We start from the raw sequence: 19,505 nt of genomic DNA, 5'->3' as shown, positions 1-19,505 counted from the left end.
TAGCGTTAGGTTAAAGGCGCAAAAATAACACAAAAACGCGCTTACCTAGCCTACCTTCCCTTCTTGCACACTCCTCCTTGTTAGACCTTCAATTTATTCTTATCGCACAAATATTCCGCTACCAGTAAACCAATAGGCATAAAAAAGGCCGCCTATGGCAGCCCTTCTTAGTCTTAGCAAATCAAGCACTGTTAGTGCTGATGACCGCCTTCACCGTGAACGTGACCGTGCTCAACTTCTTCTGCCGTTGCTTCACGAACTTCCACGATTTCTACTTCAAAGCTAAGTGGCTTGCCTGCTAGCGGGTGGTTACCGTCTAGTACAACACCATCTTCTTCTAGACCCACTACTACAACTGGCTGCTGACCATTTGGCGTTTGTGCCATGAACTGCATGCCAACTTCAATAGAATCAACACCTTGGAAGTTTTCACGTGGCACTGATTGAATAAGTTCGTCATGAACTGGTCCGTAACCTTCTTCAGGAGTCACGTCAACTTTCAAAGCATCGCCAGCTGATTTACCCTGAAGTGCGTTGTCTAGACCTTCAATGATATTACGAGCACCACTAAGGAATACTAGAGGCTCTTGACCTGCAGATGAATCTAAAACTTCACCGCTCTCATCAGTCAGGGTGTAGTGCATGCTCACAACTGTGTTTTCTGCGATTTGCATTGTTTTCTCCTAAGTTTGGTTTGGGGAACGAGTGTTTGATTAAAGCAATATATATCGCATCACACCGTCACAACACGCACCCTAAGTTGAAATCGACCACAATGGTAACTAAGCCAAACTTAGTTGACTACCGTATCGGGCGTTTTCTCTTTAATTTCTGTCAATTTGTTTATATTTTAGGCAAAAATTGACTGATATTCAGCGTATGACTATTGCCTAACCATGATGCCCCCTGAGTATGGTCAAATAATGCGTCGCCACTTAAAGGGTGGAACAATACATCCAAGTTCTGTCGATGGTAAATCAGCCAGGGGAGAACTCGGTCAAACAGATGCGCAGAAAATGTGATTTGTACACTCCACATGGGGTGAGGTCCAACTTTTCTCTGATGAAAACGCCCTATTGTCACATCATATTGATCGGCTAATTGCTGTGTAATATGCTGTGCGGTTTCAAGTCCAGCTTGATCGTTGTAATAAAGATGGGCATGGTATTCTTTTATATCTTCTACTCTCATAAGAGGGTTTACCTATCCATTATCTAGTGTTGGTAACATGCTACCACTCTATAAAAATGAAATAGACTAGAGCCAAAGAAAAACACCGTTTCATCAGGTGAAATACTCCACTCAAGACCAATGTCTAAAGGCAAGCCCTGCCCGCTGTGCTAAATTAAGCCTCATATTCTTTAGTTAACAGTATAAGAGTGCCTGCATGACGGCTTTTTGGGTTTTACTCGCCATCCTCTACATATTAGGGCTGTTCTGGATTGCCAATTGGGGCGACAAAGACAGCCCTATTGCGAGACGCTTTACTCGCCACCCACTGGTCTACAGCCTTTCTCTGGCGATTTACTGTACCGCTTGGACGTTTTATGGTGCCATCGGTGAAGCGACACGCTCAGGCTGGAGCTATTTACCTATTTTACTTGGCCCGATATTGCTCTATCTCTTTGGCTTTGGTCTTCTACGTAAAATGATCTTCGTAAGCCGTCGGCAAAACATCACCTCCATTGCGGACTTTATCTCATCACGTTATGGGAAACGTCCACTGACCGCGCCTGTCGTCATTTTAATCTGTATGTTAGCGGTGATCCCATACATCGCACTGCAACTTAAAGCGATCGGATCTAACTTTGCTCTATTCGTAAACCAAGACGAAAATTCGGCAAGTTTAGTCGTGTTTGTCGCGACGGTGCTCATTGGCGTTTTCGCCATGTTGTTTGGTACGCGTAAAGTAGAAGTGACCGAATATCGCTCCGGTATGATGCTAGCGATTGGCAGTGAGTCTTTATTCAAGCTTACGGCCATCATCGCAGTGGGAATGGTGGCTATTTTTGCGGTACCTCACGACTCATTTAACGCATTTTTCGCCTCAGCTGATTTAAAGGTATGGGACACAGGCACCCTCTTTTCCTTTCCATTCCTAATGCAAACCGCAATGGCTGCCGCTGCCGTCATTTGCTTACCACGACAATTTCATGTCACCGTGGTGGATCACCAGAACGATAAACAATCTAAAACCGCTCGTTGGGTGTTTCCACTCTATTTACTGATTTTTGCCGTGCTAATCCCTCCGATTGCGATTGTCGGTCAGAGTATTTTTAGTAGCGATATAAACGGTGATACTTATGTCATTCAACTGGCACTAGAGTCAGAAAATCTTCCTTTACAAATGCTGATGTTTTTAGGGGGCATGTCTGCAACCACTGCGATGGTGATCATCGCCACCTTCGCTTTGAGCATTATGATCAGTAACGATGTAATCCTACCTTTAATGTTGGCACGCAATAAAAACCAACGCCAATCGCTACCAACGTACAATCGACGAATTTTACTTATTCGCCGAATCGCTATGCTGGGCATTCTGGCTTTGTCATTTGTGTATTATCAAGAAATGGCGAACAGTGAATCCTTAGCCAGTACGGGGTTAATCGCATTCTCATTGGTATTTCAGCTGGTACCGGCGGTCATTGGTGGACTGTACTGGAAACGAGGGCATGCATACGGTGTTTATACTGGGTTAACGCTTGGTTTCCTTTGTTGGTTCTTGTGGATGCTTCTGCCCATTACTGGCGGCAGCGACATGTCCTTAGCCTATTACAACTCTCGTTCCGAGTTAATTAGCTACGGGGCTCTGATCAGTTTAATTGCAAACATCATCGGCTATGTCATAGGGTCACTGTTAGCGAACGAACGTTTAGTCGACCGTATCCAAGCCACTGCGTTTGTTACGCCTACGTCGGAAGTCGAAAGCCGTTTCTTCAAGCCTAAAAGCAAAGCCACCAACGGCGACTTATTTGTTCTGCTAGAAACCTTCCTTGGCCAGCAAAAATGCGCTGAGGTAATCAGTAGCTTTAAGCAAAACTATAACGAAGAGCCACTTGCTAACCAGCTCCCTACTCGGCTATTTATCGAGTACTGTGAACGTGTTCTCGGCGGCGTCTTAGGCGGCTCTTCAGCGCGAACCATTATTAACTCACTATTGGTCGACAAGCAGATCAAAGTTGAAGAAATGGTGACCTATCTAGATGAAGCCACACAAGCGATTCAGTTTAACCAAAATCTTTTGTTTATCTCCCTAGATAACCTTGATCATGGAATCAGCGTTGTGGATAAAGAACTGCGAATGGTCGCTTGGAACAAAACCTATATGTCACTTTACCCCTACCCTGAAGGCATGCTGAAAATAGGTTTACCCGTCGAAGAGCTTATTCGTTTTAACGCCGTTAATGGCGAATGCGGCGTCGGCAATATTGAAGAGCTGGTCAATAAGCGCTTGGAACATCTACGCAAAGGCACAGGACACCGATTCTTACGTCGCCGAGCCAATGGTCGCGTCATCGAAATGGTAGGAAATCCTCTACCTAACGGTGGGTTTGTGACCAGTTTTACCGATGTCACCGAGCACATTGAAAGCCAGCAAGCGCTAAAAGATGCCAACATCGATCTTGAAAAGCGAGTCGTCGCGCGCACCCAAGAAGTTCAAGGTATCAATCACGAACTCAGACAAGAAATCGACCGTCGTGGGCAAGCTGAACAAGAGCTGATGTCCGCTAAAGCTGAAGCGGAACGAGCCAATGCGTCAAAAACAGAGTTTTTGGCATTGGCCAGTCACGATATTCTGCAACCTTTAAATGCTGCAAAATTGTATCTAGGCGCTTTGCAAGACAGTCATGTTTCTGCCGATTTCGCCAAAACGTTACATAAATTAGGTGACTCTCTAGAATCGACCGAGACCCTGATTTCAACACTGTTAGAAATCGCTCGCCTTGATCAAGGCGCGATCAAACCGGCTTTAACAGATTGCGATATTCAACCGATTATTGAGCCAATTATTGCAGAGTTTGGTGTCATTGCAGAAAGCAAAGGTTTGCACTTAGGCACTCACCTGCGTCCGTGTCGCGTTCACAGTGACCCGATCTATTTGCGCCGTATTATTCAAAATTTTGTATCTAATGCCGTTAAATACACCGAATCAGGTCGTGTATTAATCTCTGTTCGCCCAACCAAGGACCATGTCCGTATTCAAGTGTGGGACACCGGTGTTGGCATTCCTGAAAGCGAACAAGCAAAAGTATTTGATGATTTCTACCGTTGGGAAAATAACCGCGAGCCAGGTATGGGACTAGGGCTTGGATTAGTCCGACGGATGCAAAAACTGCTGGGGGTCTCTACGAACGTACGCTCAACGCCACACAGAGGTAGCTGCTTTACTATTTTAGTTCCTAAAGCTCGTCATGCGGCCAAACCCAAACACAAAGAAACCGTGGTGCCACTGACCACCATCAATAAAGCATTGGCCATGTGCCACATTTGGTGTATTGACGATGACCCAAACAACCTAGAAGCCATGACGACTTTACTCGACAAATGGCATTGTACCTACCGTACATTCAGTCGCTATGAAACAGCTCTAGTAAACGAAGAAGATATGATCCCCGAACTGTTGCTAATGGATTATCAACTGAATGACGGCAACGACGGAATTGAATTGATTGAACGCTTACGTCAACGCTTTAAGCGAGACATTCCAGCTGTTCTTATTACCGCGGTAAGGACGGACGAGCTGGCACAAACTTGCGCTGAGAAAAATATTGCGTATATGCCAAAACCAGCAAAGCCCGCAAAATTGCGAGCTTTGGTTCAGCATATTATTACTCAGCGCGGTCAAGCCGACTAAGCTTGGCTATGAGGAGGCGTTAACCCACAGCCACGTAGAATAATGTCACTTAAGGTATTTCCGACACGTTCTAGATCTGTCTCTTCGTATCGCTCTTTGCCCGTTAAGGCCAAAATCTGAGCTTCGAAGTCTGCATAATGCTGCGTTGTCGACCAAATCATAAAGATGAGTGCTGTGGGCTCAACCTTGCGCATTTTTCCTGATTCAATCCACTGCTCGATAACCCCCACACGCGATTGCAGCCATGGGCGTAGATCTTCTTTAAGGTAGCCGCCAATGTATTGCGCCCCCTGAATCACTTCTTGAGCAAAAATACGTGATGAGCGGCCGTTCTCAAAGCTTTGACGCAACTTAGTACGAATGAACCCATCTAATACAATGGCAGGATCGTCCTCAGCCGTTGCTTTATCGAATAAATCATTCCAACTGTCGGCAATGTTGTTCAACACCTGCTTGTATAGGTTTGCTTTAGAATGAAAGTAATAAACAATATTGGGCTTTGGCAATCCCGCACGTTCGGCGATATGCTGCAGACTCGCACCACCAAAACCTTTCAGACCAAATTCAATTTCAGCCGCTTCTAATATACGCGAAAACACTTCTTCGCGGTTGGCTTGACGCTTACTCATGAGTATTCATATTCCTTCAATTTATCCACGTATATGATCCAATTGATCCGATACAAGGGAATTTGGCGCCAGCTCATAGGCCCGACCAAAACCTTTAACAAAACGTCCGCAGTGCGGCGTTAGTTTAAACATTTGAAAATCGCCTAGCTGTAGTAGCTGAACCACGATATCACCATGACGTTGCACTAATGCGTCGCCGATAATCGCCCAGCGTTTATCGTTTCGCATCACTGTACTAACCGCCATGTCATACTGTAGGCGCCTTCTGGCGTATACTGTATCGCATTCCGACTCATCATCAATGATCAAGACCGACGCTTTTTGTGCTTTTCTTAGGGCTGCTGTATGAAGCGCTAAAGCACTCACTAAAATGTACAGTGAGTTTTCATAAGCGACAAATGGCGAATAGGAAGCAATTGGCGACCCATTCTCATCCACCACAGCCAACATCAGAGATTGTTTGGCTTCCAGAAATAAAGAGATCTCTTGTTCAAGCTCACTGGCTAAGCGCTGATTTTTCACTCTTCCCTCACTGTACTACATCGTTAAATTTACGCGTTAGCTAACAATGCTTTCAAATCTGCTGCGGTGGTTAGCTTGCCTTCGTCCTCAATATTTGGAAAAACGGCTAACGTAATGTTGTCTTGCTCTAAGCTCGGCAGCCACATGCTTAGAAACGTTTCTAACGAGACTTCCACTGGTTCACAGTCATCCCATTCTTCTACCGCCCATTGCGCCGCAAAATCCGCATCTGGCCAAACCATCACACAGTCGCCATCATCGGTTTCGACCATGACAAAGCCTTCTTCGTTACTCAAACTCCAGACGACTTTGCTTTGATTGACGCTGTTAACAAAATACTCAAGACGCACATCGTCAGGAGATGCCAAAAGCTGAATTCGTTGATCTAGGCTCAGTTCTTCGCTCATGTTTAATTCTCTATATTCGACAGTTTAAAATAACGCAACTTCTGCTTCGGTTAACGAGCGGTACTGACCCTCAGCTACATCCGCAACAGTTACAGTGGCAATGGCTTCACGATGTAATCGTTCTACACGATTGCCAGTAGCAGCCAGCATTCGTTTCACTTGGTGATATTTGCCTTCGGTAATACTGAGCAAAATCTCATGGCTTGATACGCGCTCAGCCACAGCAGGCTTAGTCAAACCTTCTTCGTTATTCAGCTGAACACCTTTGCTTAACATTTCAAGATCGGCGTCCGTCACTTCGTCTATTGTCCAAACACGGTACTGTTTAGCACAATCGCTTTTCGGGGACGTAATGCGATGCAACCACTGACCATCTGTTGTCAGCAACAACAGACCTGTGGTGTCCATGTCTAATCGTCCGACAACACGTAAGTCTTTTTGCTCATGGGTTTCGATCAAATCAAGCACGACAGAATGTTCGCCGTCTTCAGTAGCGCACACGTACCCTGCAGGTTTATTAAGTAAGAAGTATTTTTCTTGGGGCCATGCCAAACGTTTATCTCGTAAAAAGATCTCATCCGTCTGTTGTACAGAGTGGTTGGCTTTTTTTATTTCAACACCATTAACTGTCACATTTCCTTTGCCAATTAATACTTTGGCTTCTTTACGGGACAAGCCCAATGTGTGGGAAACATAGAAATCTAGGCGCACGATGGCATCTGAAAAAGATTTTGACATATATTTTTTGGCTGGCTCATTTGATTGGTAAAAGACGTCCTAATAAGACACGCAAATAAGCCATAAAGCAGAGGAAAGTACGACGTTGCGGGCCTTTAGGGCATGATGATAATCATACCTGACCCGCACCGTTTAAGAAATGGAGATTCTAGATCGTTATTAGAAGGAAACGCTGTAACGACCCGGTTTGTGGTTCATGACCAACATAAAGTTAAGCACAATCGCACCCAGCACTGAAATCGCAATCAACGAAATATCGACGACGAAAATGGACATCAAAACGACTGAACAATCGACGGCCATCATGAATTTACCAATCGGCACACCACGAGTTTGGAATAAGTAACGCGCTAGGATATTCAATCCTCCCAAGCTTGCATTATGACGAAACAACATCACAAACCCGACACCAATCAAAAAACCGCCTGCAATGGAGGCATAAATTGGGTTGATATCATTCAAATGCAAAAACATCGGCGTGATATCAGAAAATACCGAAACGAGGAACACAGCGGCAAACGTCTTTAACGTAAATTCCCAACCAATACGGCGGATCGATAACCAATAGAAAGGTAAATTGATCACAAAGAAAATCTGGCCAAATGAAAACGATGTCAAATAGTTTAGCAAAAATGCGATCCCTGCCGTACCGCCCGTCAAAAGCCCAACTTGCGTATAAAAATTAATGCCTAGAGCAATCATCAAGGTACCGGCAATGATTGCTTGCGCATCTTCTAAAAAAGTATGGCGCTTGATATCAGACACAGCCACAGACATATAAACCTCACACTCAATAATTCTAATAAGCGTGTATTTTAGTCTTTGACATCGGTCTACTCTACGGGAGCGGCCTTTTTAAATAGATACATCGACCGTAAAGTGTCCATATTTATGGACACCTCAAGAGCGCAGCAATGTCATGATCAACAACAGCAGTATTCCGCCCAATGCCAGCGTCAACAAATCAGTAACCATAACTCCCCTGCCATACCGTTACAGTAGAGGCTTGCTGCTTAAGCCAATTAACACGATGAACCCGTTGAGCAACGGCCAGTTTATTGCCGTACGTCTGCTGAAATAACCCCCACTCAAAGCGAATATGATTCGCAACGTGGTCAATCAATTGACGATGTTCTGGCAGGATATTGGGTGCAACAATGACACTTTGTAGAAAATGTACGCCGCGTTCAAAATAGTCGTTCGCCTGAAGCCATTCCTTCATTGAAATGGACACTTCAGCCAGACTCATATAACTGACAACCACCGCCGAAACGGCAGATTCCGCATCGAGCTGAAAATCGTCTTCAAAGGTAGCTTCAGCACAGGCTAAGGCTTTTTTACTCAATTCCTGTGCATCAACATAGTCTGCACGTGTATGTGCTTCATTTGCTTGTCGAGTTAAATGTTGCCAGTAAACCATAAGACTCTCCCTCCTTTAGATAACAATGATTATCATCTACAAGATAAAGAAAGTCCACACAAATGAGAAAGGTTCTCAAACTACCATTCAATTCCCGGTTGCGCTTTGACGCCATGCTCAAACGCGTGACGCTCGTTCGCAATTTTACTATGTGTATCAACACTATCGAGTAGCTCACGCGGTGCTGTCCGCCCAGTCATCATCACATTCTGATGCGCTGGTCGATGAGCAAGCGCTTGCACTAAGTCTGCCGCATTTAAGTAGCCGTACTTGTACATATAAGTAATTTCATCTAACAAAACAAAATGCACCTCTGGGTTAGACAACGCTTGCTGCGCGACCTCCCATGCTTGATTAGCCGCTTTCTGCTCAAGCTCAGGATCACGTGTTTCCCAAGTAAAGCCGTGGCCCATCACATGAAAGTCTACTTGCGGGTGCTGGCCAAAAAACAATTGCTCGCCGGTTTCTTTGCGACCTTTGATAAACTGCACAACTGTGGCTTTTTGACCATGACCAAGTGAACGCGCCATGGTACCAAACGCACTGGAGCTTTTGCCTTTACCGTTGCCTGTCAGAAGAATGCTGACACCGCGCTCTTGTGTTGCAGCAGCAATCTTTTTATCGACCACTTCTTTTTTCTTTAAGCGCTTAGCCATCTCGATGTCTGCTAGCTGTTCTGGTGTTCTCTCCATTTTATGAGTCTCTTTTTTTAAATAGTAACCAGCTTGGGTAATACAAGCCTTTATGGATTGCGAGGATTCTAAGTATAAAGATCAAAAAGGCCGCGTAAATCGAGTTATATTCATGCCAAGGCAGATTTTGTTCCAATAACACCATCAGCATCGCGCCTAAAAATGCGGGGGTTGCATAAAACTCTTTACCTAATACCAACGGCGCACGGTCGCTTAACAAGTCACGAATGATACCGCCTGCAACCCCCGTAATAACCCCCATGGTGATGGCTATAATCGGAGAGAAGCCAAGCGTTAATACGCGCTCTGTTGCCACGACGGTAAACAATGCCAAACCAAATGAATCCGCATAATGGAACACTTGTTGACGGTGTTCGATAACACGCACACCAAAAAAAGCAAACACAGATGACACAATCGCGATCCAAAGATAAGACGTATCTTCGACCCAATACACCGCATCCATTCGTAGCACGACATCTCGAATCGTGCCGCCTCCTAACGAGGCGACCATCCCCAACAGTACAATGCTGAAAATGTCCATATTACGACGCCCAGCAGAAATCACGCCGGTAATTGCAAAGGCCGCAATACCGAACATGCCTAATACATAAAGCAGCATCTTGTCTCCTCGCTTACGCGGTCCAGTCGCCGGCACCTAATCGGTTAAGCAAAGCAAAGCTTTCTCCAACATCAAGTTCAGTGATACTGGAGTAAGTCGGATTAAAGCGGAAACACTGCTCTAGAGGAAACTCACACAACGCCACCAACAACACCTTAATCACACCAGAATGGGTCACCAATACCGTATCTTGGTCAGCCTTTCGTATGCTTTCAAACCAAGCTATTAACCGTGACAATAGGTCATTTAAGGATTCCCCTTGATAAGGCGAAGAATGCATCAGATCGGTGCGCCAAGCATCGATTTCAGACTTAGGAATGTCATTCCATAAACGATTTTCCCAATCGCCAAAGTCCACTTCTTTTAACGCCTCAACAGGTTTCGAAGCTGAGTCCAGTTGTTCGGCTAACAGTCGTGTTCGTGTTAACGGGCTATGATAAAACTGCCATGCTTTGTCTGGATAATAACGTGCCAGCCAATCGTCAATTGCTTGAGCATCACTCTGCCACGTCGCAACCAGCGGTACATCCGTTTGCCCATAACACAACCCTTTCGCAACATCCGGCTCTGGATGTCGAATCAACAACAGCTTCATTACGCTTGCCCCCCTAATAATGTAAACAATAACAACAGTTCTGCGATTTGCTCACTCGCACCTAACGTGTCGCCGTTATACCCTTGTATGCGTCGGCGCAAATACACTACGCACGCAATGAAACACAGGACCAATGTAAACAGCATCGATACAAACATTGCTCCACCCACCATCAGGGCAACACACAGCATCGATAACACCACCCATAGAACACCACGTACAGTAAAAGGTGAGATCATTGCCCGAGCTTTACTGTCACCTTGATTGACATAATTAAGACTCGCCATAATCGCCAAAGGTAGCCAGCGAGCACCAACATGAACACTGATCCACCCCATCAACACAGCTCCTATATCGGCGTGCCAATTGGCTTGGGTTAACCACTGACTCAGCAGCCACCACTTCAAAGCAAAACTAAACAGTCCAGCTAAGACGCCATAACTGCCCACGCGAGAATCCTTCATAATGGATAAGCGCTGCTCAGGCGTCCAACCGCCGACTAAGCCATCGCAGGCATCCATTAAGCCATCCTCATGGAAAGCCCCTGTCAGCAACACCGCTGACAGCATCATTACAATGGCCTGAAACGCAGCAGACCAGTCTGACATCAGCAATGGCCAAGCACTGATCAGTGCGACAACAACACCGACCCATGGTAAAAAGCACACGCTAGGCGTGTGCTTTTTTGGGGAGCCCCACTCAATGTTTAGCGGGATTCGTGTGTAGGTAGCAAGGCTTCTTAAAAAGCCCTGCCAATCCTGATCAAGTCGCATTGCTCACTCCTGCCGACTCAAAACTCGCCATCTCATTAAAAAATGCTACCGCACTTTGAATAATCGGATAACTCAGAATCGCACCCGATCCTTCGCCCAAACGTAGATCCAATTTCAGAATAGGCTCTGCATTGAAATACTCGAGCAGCGCTTGATGGGCTTGTTCATTCGACTGGTGAGCAAAAATAGCGTAATCCACCACATGGCTCTGCAGCTTACTGGCAAAGAGCAACGCTACTGTACAAATAAAGCCATCTACCACAAACGGTTTGCCTAACTCAGCGCAACGTAGCATCGCACCTGACATCGCCAGTATCTCTAAACCGCCCACTTGCGTCGCTACTTCCCAAGGCGCCCACTCGCCGATTGGCTTATTCAATTCCGCCTCAGCACGCTGCAATGAAGCCGCAATGATATCCGCTTTTCGCGAAACACCTTGTTCGTCTAAGCCTGTGCCTCGACCTGCTGTTTGCTCAGGAGCTTGGCCGGTCATCGCACTCAACATGCACGACGACACACCAGTATTACCAATGCCCATCTCACCAAATAATAAGATGTCGACCCCTGATTTCTCTGCACTCTCAACTTCCTTTGTGCCTGCTTCGAGCGCTTGATTCACTTGTTCAAGCGTCAGTGCCGGAGCCATAGAAAAGTCTTGGCTTGCGTAGGCCACCTTACGTTTTGACAGTAGCGGATGATCCGGTAGATCGACTTTAACCCCTACGTCCACGACTTTTAGGGCCACACTATGCTGACGACAAAAAACACTGACGGCGGCACCACCGGCCAAAAAATTCGTCACCATCTGTGGCGTCACTTCTTGGGGGAAAGCACTAATACCTTGATCCACTGCGCCATGATCGGCCGCAAAGACCAGCATTTGCGCACGTTGCAACGACGGCACCAAGGTGCGTTGAATACGCGCAACTTGAAATGCAATCGATTCTAACCCACCAAGCGAACCTGGTGGTTTCGTTTTAAAATCAATTTTATGTTGAATATCGTTGTCTAACTCACCACTTAGCGCAGTGACTTCAAAGCTTTTTAACACAACCGTTTCACTCACCTAATAACCATCAACGTAGGTTATACACCTGCTTTCACAGCACGTTGACGTACAACTTCATACAAACAAACGCCCGTTGCCACGGAAACGTTCAAACTGGTGACAACACCCGCCATTGGCAGTTTGATCAGGTAATCACATTGTTCGCGTGTTAAACGACGCATGCCGTCACCTTCCGCGCCCATAACAATTGCTGTTGGAATGGTTAAGTCTTGCTGATAAAGCGTTTGAGTTGCTTCGCCTGCGGTGCCAAAGATCCAAACACCCAGATCCTGAAGTTTCTTCATCGCACGCGCCAAGTTTGTCACCGAATACACAGGCATACTTTCTGCCGCGCCACAGGCTACTTTGCTCACCGTTGCGTTTAACGTCGCTGATTTATCTTTTGGAATGACAAGTGCGTGCGCGCCGGCCGCATCGGCACTTCGTAAACAAGCGCCTAAGTTATGCGGGTCTGTGACACCATCAAGGATAATGATCAGTGGTGTTTCCTCGAGGTTTTTCACCATACGCTCGAGATCTTTCTCATCACCCATTTTAGTCACTTCAGCGTAGGCAACCACACCTTGATGAACCACACGATCTTTACTGCTGGTAAACAGCTGATCAAGGTCGCGGCGTGGCACTTGCTGAATGCGAATTTTTTGTTCCTGACACAACTTAATAATACGCTGCATCTTCTTGTCGTCTCGCCCCTCTTGAAGGCGAACTTCTTTCACTTTACCGTCTTGGCCTAGCGCGTTTTCTACGGCATGAAGGCCGTATACCCAATCTAAATCTGCCATTTGGCTGTACTACTCTTTTCAGAAATTGTGGTTAATCTTTAGCACGCGCTTTGGCATTGCTTTTCTTTTTCACCTTGGTCTTAAGCTTCTTGGCTTTGTTACCAATGGCTTTCTTTGCTTTTTTCAAAGGTGATTTTTTATCCGTTTCAGCGGCAGGCTTTTTACTTTTGGGCTTTTTGCCTTTGCTTGAATCCTTTTTCTTATTGGACTTTTGCTTGGGCTTATTGCTCCACTCTTCTTCAGACGGCGCTTTTTGGCCTGCACGATCACCCGTTGCTTCGGACTTCGAACGTCCACCAAGCTCGATTGGAGGCAGCTGAGCCAACTGCATTTCAAGTTCGGTCAGCTCATTACGATCCATACGAGGCTTAGACTTAGGTTTTTGCTTCGCACGGTTATTAACCATTTTTAGGTCAATCTTGCGCTGCTCTAAGTTAACACTCGCAACTGTGACACGAACCTGTTCACCCAAACGATAAACTTTGCCCGTACGTTCGCCGATCATCGCTTGATGCTCAGGGTCATGCACAAAGTAGTCATCGCCTAAGCCTGATACGTGAACCAAGCCATCGACATACAAACCACCGAGCTCCACAAACAAACCAAATGGTGTTACAGCTGTTACGATGCCATCAAATTCTTGATCAAGATGCTGCTCGACATATTGGCATTTCAACCAAGACTCTACATCACGAGTGGCTTCATCAGCACGACGTTCAGTAACCGAACAGTTTTCACCAAACTGATCCATTTCTGCATCATCGTAATCGTAAATTTTGTTGGCTTTTATCGTCGGGCTACCCGGCACTTTATAAGCTTGACGCATTTGTGGCGCGCCTTCACCACGGATCAAATAACGAATAGCACGATGTACCAATAAATCTGGGTAACGACGAATAGGCGACGTAAAATGCGTGTAGGCGTCGTAAGCTAAGCCAAAGTGGCCAACGTTATCAGGCTGATACACCGCCTGAGACATAGAGCGCAATAGCATTGTTTGAATACTGCGTGCATCTGCACGATCACGGATTTTCTCAGCAAGGTCTGCGTAATCTTGTGGTGTTGGTTTAATGCCGCCACCCATTTCTAACCCAAGTACTGATAAGTAAGTGCGCAGAGCAATCAACTTCTCTTCACGCGGGCCTTCATGGATACGGAATAACGCCGAAATATTCGCTTTAAGCAACAACTCAGCAGACGCCACGTTAGCCGTTAACATGCACTCTTCTATCAGTTTGTGCGCATCATTTCGCTCAATAGGCACGATTTGATCGATCTTCGAATTCTCGTCAAACACCATACGTGTTTCGACAGTATCAAAGTCCATAGCGCCACGAATTTCACGTGCTTCACGCAATACTTTATAAAGATTGTACAGCTCATCGATGTGCGTGATGATATTTTGGTAACGTTCGCGCAGCTCAACGCCCTGTTCATCTGGCTCAGGTGCAATCATTTTTGCAACTTTTGAATACGTCAGACGAGCATGAGAATTGATAATGCCTTCGTAAAATTTATAGCCACGCATTTTGCCACGGCTGGTCAACGAAATTTCTGCCACCATCGCCAATCGATCAACATTTGGATTCAAAGAACACAAACCGTTCGACAGCACTTCCGGCAACATTGGGACTACTCGCCCAGGGAAATACACTGAGTTACCACGTAGAATGGCTTCCTCATCTAAAGGAGAGCCTTTTTTCACATAATTCGAAACATCGGCAATGGCAACGTACAGTTTCCATCCGCCAGCGGTTTTTTCACAATATACCGCGTCATCAAAATCACGTGCATCTTCGCCATCGATGGTTACAAATGGCGTTTGGCGCAAATCCACACGGTGTAGTTTATCTTCTTCGGCCACTTCCGTAGTGAAGTGACGAACTTGTTTTTCAACCTCTTTCGGCCACTCGTTAGGGATGTCGTAATTATGAATCGCAACATCGATTTCAAGACCTGGCGCCATAAAGTCACCAAGGATCTTTTTCACGATGCCTTTCGCTGGCGTACGACGGTCTGCGTAAGTCACAATCTCGACCAAAACGTATTGGCCATGATTCGGATTCAAACCTGATGACTGCTCGATCATTACGTCTTGCGAAATACGCGGGTTTTCAGGTGTTACAAAAGCCGACCCGCTCTCTTCATAGTAACGCCCCACCAAGCTGGTGTGCTTGCGCTGCTTGACTTCAACGACAACGCCGTCAAGTCGACCTTTAATGGTTTTACCAGATAATCGCGCTACCACGTAATCACCGTCCATCACCGACTGCATCTGGCGCGGCGATAAGAAAACGTCATCGGCATCAGAGCGAAGCAAGAAGCCATGGCCATCTTTTTGACCTTGAACATAACCTTCAATCAGCTCGCTATCCAACACAGGTGCATAGGCATCGTCTGCGTTACTGACCAACTGATGATCACGACACATGGCAATCAAACGTCGACGAGCGGCTTCAATGGAATCTTCGTCTTTTAAATTAAATGCTTCGCACAGTTCAGGGTGAGTAACAGGATGACCCACCGAGGCAATGTGCTCTAGAATGTATTCGCGACTTGGAATGGGATTATCGTATTTTGATGCTTCCCGATCTCGAAATGGGTCATGAATGCTTTTTTTACTCAAACGGTACCGTCCTATAAGTAGAAGCTCAACTTTGCGCACTTCTTTAAATGTGTGTTTATCTATGGGTTAAGTATAAGTTATTCTTAAACAATACTCTCTAGCTCACACTACAATCTTCATCATAGCTGCAAGTTACCTCGCTTAATCTTAGTAATTACACAACAAATCTGTCGCTTCATGACTATTTTGGTAACAAACTTGAATTAGATTAACCTCTAAAAACCATAAAAATGCGCTTAAAGCGCTCGATATACGATAAAAAATAGGCCATCTGGCCGACATATCAACTTTTTAGATGGGTTTCTATGCTTTTCTCTTAACCTCGATTTCGGCTTAAATGCATCTCTGCCATGATTCTGGTGGAAATTTCCTCCACTGATAAAAACGTCGTATTCAAAAACGGTACACGTGCTTGACGATAAATCGCCTCAACTTCATCCAGTTCATAACGACATTGTCGCGAGGACGCATATTTACTCGCCGCCATGCGTCCCGTGCGAATTTCATGCAAGCGATCTGGATTAATCGTTAAACCAAACAACTTGTGTTTGTGCGGCTTCAAGACTTTCGGCAACCCCACATTATCAAAATCGTCTTCCGTTAATGGGTAGTTTGCCGCTTTAATGCCATACTGCATCGCTAGATATAAACTGGTCGGCGTTTTACCTGAGCGAGACACGCCTAATAAAATAATTTCCGCTTCATCGTAGTTTTTGACAGAAGCCCCGTCATCATTAGCCAAAGCATAGTTAATCGCGTCTATCCTGCAATCATAAACCCCCGCCTTAATACCATGCGCTTTTTGCGCATTAGGCTGCGCAGGCACACCTAACGCTTTTTCTATAGGTGATAACAATTCACCAAACAAGTTATAGCAATGACTGTCACAGGATTCGATCACGGCACGAATCTTTGGATCCGAAATGGTAAAGAATACTAACGTCTTTTCGCCTCGATCAGCCTCTTGTTGAAGCTGACGGCAAAAGCCATGCGCTTGATCCAAAGTACTGAGAAACGGCACACTTTCTTGCTTAACCGCCACATCAAAAAATGACAGCATGGCCTGACCAAATACTTCCGCAGTGATCGCGGTACCATCTGAAACAAAATATACTTTCACTGTAACACTCCATTTTTGTTGTAAAACAACCACATGAAAAAAACTGATTGAAATAAAACAACATCAAATAATCAATTTTATTCATCTACGTGTCTCTTTTTACAATGACTCTATTCGTTATTGGTTGGCAAGCTAATGAACGACAACAAAAAATAATCATTTTCATAGAGCAAGCTGGAGTACAGTGTGAGCAATTTTATTAAGTGGTTTAGTGATCTTCGTCTTGAAGACGTAGGCGAAGTCGGTGGAAAGAACGCGTCTTTAGGCGAAATGATTTCCAACCTGTCTGATTTAGGTATTCAAGTACCCAATGGCTTTGCTACCACTGCTTATGCTTATCAAGCGTTTCTAGAAGAAAGCGGCCTAAATAAGCAAATTCACGATCTATTGGATTCTCTAAACGTTGATGATGTACAAGCGCTAGCGCAAGCAGGCAAAACGATACGCACATGGATCGAAGATGCGTCATTCTCTGACGAATTCAATCAAGAAATCGAACAAGCTTACTCTCAGCTTTCTAATGACAATGAAGGCGCCTCGTTTGCAGTACGCTCTTCTGCGACCGCTGAAGATTTACCGGACGCCTCTTTTGCGGGTCAACAAGAGACGTTTCTAAACGTGCAAGGTTTAGACGCCGTCAAACTGACCATCAAACAAGTATTCGCCTCTCTATTCAATGACCGCGCCATCTCTTACCGTGTCCACCAAGGCTTCGAGCATAAAGGTGTTGCCTTGTCAGCGGGCATTCAAAAAATGGTACGCAGTGACATTGGCGCATCAGGCGTATTGTTCACGCTGGACACAGAATCTGGTTTTGATGACGTTGTGTTCATCACTGCGGCCTACGGTCTAGGCGAAATGGTGGTTCAAGGAACCGTTAACCCGGACGAATACCATGTACACAAAGCAACCTTAGACGCAGGTCGCCCTTCTGTGGTTCGTAAAACGCTGGGCAGCAAAGCTCAGAAAATGGAATACGCCGCAGCGGACAGTGACGAATTTGTTCAAATCGTTCCCGTCGTACTGGATCAGCAAAACAAATTTGCTCTAACAAACGAAGAAATCGAAGATCTGGCACGTCAGTCATTGATCATCGAAAAGCACTACCAGCGCCCAATGGACGTTGAGTGGGCGAAAGACGGCATCGACGGCAAAATCTACATCGTACAAGCGCGCCCTGAAACGGTTCGCTCGCAATCCAATTCACAAAGCATGGAAAGCTACAATCTTAAAGACTCAGGCCCAGTCCTAACGACTGGCCGAGCCATCGGCCACAAGATTGGCTCAGGTTCTGTAAAAGTGCTTAGCTCCATCACTGAAATGGACCGCATTCAAGAAGGTGACGTACTGGTAACAGACATTACCGATCCTGATTGGGAACCCATCATGAAGAAAGCCTCCGCTATCGTAACTAATCGTGGCGGTCGTACCTGTCACGCAGCGATCATCGCGCGTGAATTAGGCATTCCAGCGGTTGTGGGGACAGGTGATGCAACAGAGACACTTAAAAGCGGACAAGATGTCACCGTTTCATGTGCACAAGGCGATATGGGCTTTGTTTACCAAGGTGAGCTGAAATTCGACGTTGTCACGTCTGAAGTGGGCAACATGCCTCAGCTTCCGGTAAAAGTGATGATGAACGTAGGCAACCCAAACCGCGCTTTTGACTTTGCTATGCTACCCAATGCAGGTGTGGGTCTAGCGCGTCTAGAGTTCATCATCAACCGCATGATCGGTATTCACCCGAAAGCTCTGCTGAACTTCGACAAAATGGATGCCGGTCTTAAAGAAGAAATCAATCATCGTATCGCAGGCTACGCTGGTCCAGTTGAATTCTACGTTGAAAAGCTTGTAGAAGGTGTCTCAACACTGGCCTGTTCATTTGCAGACAAACCCGTAATCGTGCGTTTATCTGACTTTAAATCGAACGAATACCACAACATGGTCGGCGGTCCTCAGTTCGAACCTGATGAAGAAAATCCAATGCTGGGCTTCCGCGGTGCGGCGCGCTACATAGACGAGTCGTTCCGCGATTGCTTCGCTCTCGAATGTGAAGCTATGCGCCGCGTTCGCAACGAAATGGGCTTCACCAACGTACAAATCATGATTCCATTCGTGCGTACGCTTGAAGAAGCAGAACAAGTGATTGCTCTACTGGCGGAACATGGCCTAGTTCGTGGCGAGAACGGTCTTAAAATTATCATGATGTGTGAGCTACCATCAAACGCTCTGCTGGCGGATGAGTTCTTAGAATTCTTTGATGGCTTCTCAATCGGCTCAAACGACTTAACACAGCTGACACTGGGCCTAGACCGTGACTCTGGTTTGATTGCGGACAAGTTTGATGAACGTAACCCTGCGGTTAAGAAACTGCTCAAAATGGCGATCGAAGCCTGTAAAGCGAAAGGAAAATACGTTGGTATTTGTGGCCAAGGCCCATCCGATCACGCAGATTTTGCCGACTGGTTGGTGGCACAAGGTATCGACAGCGTCTCTTTAAACCCTGACACAGTGGTTGAGACATGGCTGCATCTTGATGAAGTATTAAAAGCAAATGCTTCATTGAGTCAGAACGCTGTTTAATCAACAGCCTCTCTAAGTTCTTAGCCCCGCAACTGCGGGGCTTTTTTTATGCCAAATGACACCCGTTTGTTC

Annotated in this window: 18 protein-coding genes; 2 read left to right on the top strand and 16 right to left on the bottom strand. The window is 45.8% G+C overall.

Annotated features, from left to right (window positions below):
• Nucleotides 1–191: 191 nt before the first annotated feature.
• Both ACPUEK_RS08530 and ACPUEK_RS08525 read right to left on the bottom strand, forming a co-directional pair.
• Nucleotides 192–674 carry an FKBP-type peptidyl-prolyl cis-trans isomerase gene (locus ACPUEK_RS08530; protein ID WP_067034470.1) on the bottom strand — a complete coding sequence of 161 codons (483 nt, stop codon included), beginning with the start codon at nt 672–674 and terminating at the stop codon, nt 192–194.
• 169 nt (nt 675–843) lie between these two features.
• Nucleotides 844–1,191, bottom strand: coding sequence for a DOPA 4,5-dioxygenase family protein (locus tag ACPUEK_RS08525; RefSeq protein WP_425642921.1), 348 nt, complete (start codon nt 1,189–1,191; stop codon nt 844–846).
• 196 nt (nt 1,192–1,387) lie between these two features.
• On the opposite strand from ACPUEK_RS08525, the gene ACPUEK_RS08520 reads away from it, so the two are divergent.
• A complete protein-coding gene (locus tag ACPUEK_RS08520) occupies nt 1,388–4,855 on the top strand; it encodes a PAS domain-containing hybrid sensor histidine kinase/response regulator (RefSeq protein WP_425642920.1) in 3,468 nt (1,155 codons plus the stop codon).
• On the opposite strand, the gene ACPUEK_RS08515 is transcribed toward ACPUEK_RS08520, so the two are convergent.
• The 14 genes from ACPUEK_RS08515 to ACPUEK_RS08450 all read right to left on the bottom strand — a co-directional run bounded on the left by ACPUEK_RS08515 (nt 4,852) and on the right by ACPUEK_RS08450 (nt 16,850).
• The gene (locus ACPUEK_RS08515; RefSeq protein ID WP_425642919.1) at nt 4,852–5,484 is read right to left on the bottom strand and encodes a TetR/AcrR family transcriptional regulator; all 633 of its coding nucleotides are present in this window, start codon (nt 5,482–5,484) and stop codon (nt 4,852–4,854) included. The two genes, ACPUEK_RS08520 and ACPUEK_RS08515, sit on opposite strands and share 4 nt — an antisense overlap.
• Nucleotides 5,485–5,505: 21 nt before the next feature.
• Entirely contained in the window at nt 5,506–6,006 is a 501-nt protein-coding gene (locus ACPUEK_RS08510; RefSeq protein WP_067214840.1) for a HugZ family protein, read from the bottom strand.
• A gap of 29 nt (nt 6,007–6,035) precedes the next feature.
• Nucleotides 6,036–6,413 (bottom strand): DUF2750 domain-containing protein, encoded by a 378-nt coding sequence (locus tag ACPUEK_RS08505; RefSeq protein ID WP_067034487.1) that lies wholly within the window; start codon nt 6,411–6,413, stop codon nt 6,036–6,038.
• 24 nt (nt 6,414–6,437) lie between these two features.
• A complete protein-coding gene (locus tag ACPUEK_RS08500; protein ID WP_425642918.1) occupies nt 6,438–7,151 on the bottom strand; it encodes a pseudouridine synthase in 714 nt (237 codons plus the stop codon).
• 159 nt (nt 7,152–7,310) lie between these two features.
• Entirely contained in the window at nt 7,311–7,928 is a 618-nt protein-coding gene (locus ACPUEK_RS08495) for a YitT family protein (protein WP_067214843.1), read from the bottom strand.
• 187 nt (nt 7,929–8,115) lie between these two features.
• Nucleotides 8,116–8,571, bottom strand: coding sequence for a tetratricopeptide repeat protein (locus tag ACPUEK_RS08490; protein ID WP_425642917.1), 456 nt, complete (start codon nt 8,569–8,571; stop codon nt 8,116–8,118).
• Nucleotides 8,572–8,651: 80 nt separating this feature from the next.
• Nucleotides 8,652–9,263 (bottom strand): cob(I)yrinic acid a,c-diamide adenosyltransferase, encoded by a 612-nt coding sequence (cobO, locus tag ACPUEK_RS08485; protein WP_082866049.1) that lies wholly within the window; start codon nt 9,261–9,263, stop codon nt 8,652–8,654.
• A 1-nt stretch (nt 9,264) separates the two neighbouring features.
• Nucleotides 9,265–9,885, bottom strand: coding sequence for a trimeric intracellular cation channel family protein (locus ACPUEK_RS08480; protein ID WP_067034497.1), 621 nt, complete (start codon nt 9,883–9,885; stop codon nt 9,265–9,267).
• A 13-nt stretch (nt 9,886–9,898) separates the two neighbouring features.
• Nucleotides 9,899–10,480, bottom strand: a complete 582-nt coding sequence (locus ACPUEK_RS08475) for a histidine phosphatase family protein (protein ID WP_425642916.1) — start codon at nt 10,478–10,480, stop codon at nt 9,899–9,901.
• Complete coding sequence (locus ACPUEK_RS08470; RefSeq protein WP_425642915.1) at nt 10,480–11,253, bottom strand: adenosylcobinamide-GDP ribazoletransferase; 774 nt, start codon at nt 11,251–11,253, stop codon at nt 10,480–10,482. Before ACPUEK_RS08470 ends, ACPUEK_RS08475 begins: the two co-directional genes overlap by 1 nt.
• A complete protein-coding gene (cobT, locus tag ACPUEK_RS08465) occupies nt 11,243–12,319 on the bottom strand; it encodes a nicotinate-nucleotide--dimethylbenzimidazole phosphoribosyltransferase (protein WP_231872520.1) in 1,077 nt (358 codons plus the stop codon). The genes ACPUEK_RS08470 and cobT overlap by 11 nt, the downstream gene beginning before the upstream one ends.
• 20 nt (nt 12,320–12,339) lie before the next feature.
• Nucleotides 12,340–13,104: a 23S rRNA (guanosine(2251)-2'-O)-methyltransferase RlmB gene (gene rlmB / locus ACPUEK_RS08460; RefSeq protein ID WP_067034507.1), complete on the bottom strand. Its 765-nt coding sequence runs from the start codon at nt 13,102–13,104 to the stop codon at nt 12,340–12,342.
• A gap of 31 nt (nt 13,105–13,135) precedes the next feature.
• Nucleotides 13,136–15,730, bottom strand: coding sequence for a ribonuclease R (rnr, locus tag ACPUEK_RS08455; protein ID WP_425642914.1), 2,595 nt, complete (start codon nt 15,728–15,730; stop codon nt 13,136–13,138).
• Nucleotides 15,731–16,046: 316 nt separating this feature from the next.
• Nucleotides 16,047–16,850 (bottom strand): pyruvate, water dikinase regulatory protein, encoded by an 804-nt coding sequence (locus tag ACPUEK_RS08450; RefSeq protein WP_425642913.1) that lies wholly within the window; start codon nt 16,848–16,850, stop codon nt 16,047–16,049.
• A gap of 186 nt (nt 16,851–17,036) precedes the next feature.
• Here ACPUEK_RS08450 and ppsA point away from each other — a divergent pair, with 186 nt between their 5' ends.
• Nucleotides 17,037–19,433 carry a phosphoenolpyruvate synthase gene (ppsA, locus tag ACPUEK_RS08445; protein WP_425642912.1) on the top strand — a complete coding sequence of 799 codons (2,397 nt, stop codon included), beginning with the start codon at nt 17,037–17,039 and terminating at the stop codon, nt 19,431–19,433.
• The last annotated feature ends 72 nt before the right edge of the window (nt 19,434–19,505 follow it).

Source organism: Marinomonas gallaica, from assembly GCF_049821165.1.
Taxonomy (GTDB): domain Bacteria; phylum Pseudomonadota; class Gammaproteobacteria; order Pseudomonadales; family Marinomonadaceae; genus Marinomonas; species Marinomonas gallaica.
This window is presented reverse-complemented; position numbering and strand designations above follow the sequence as displayed.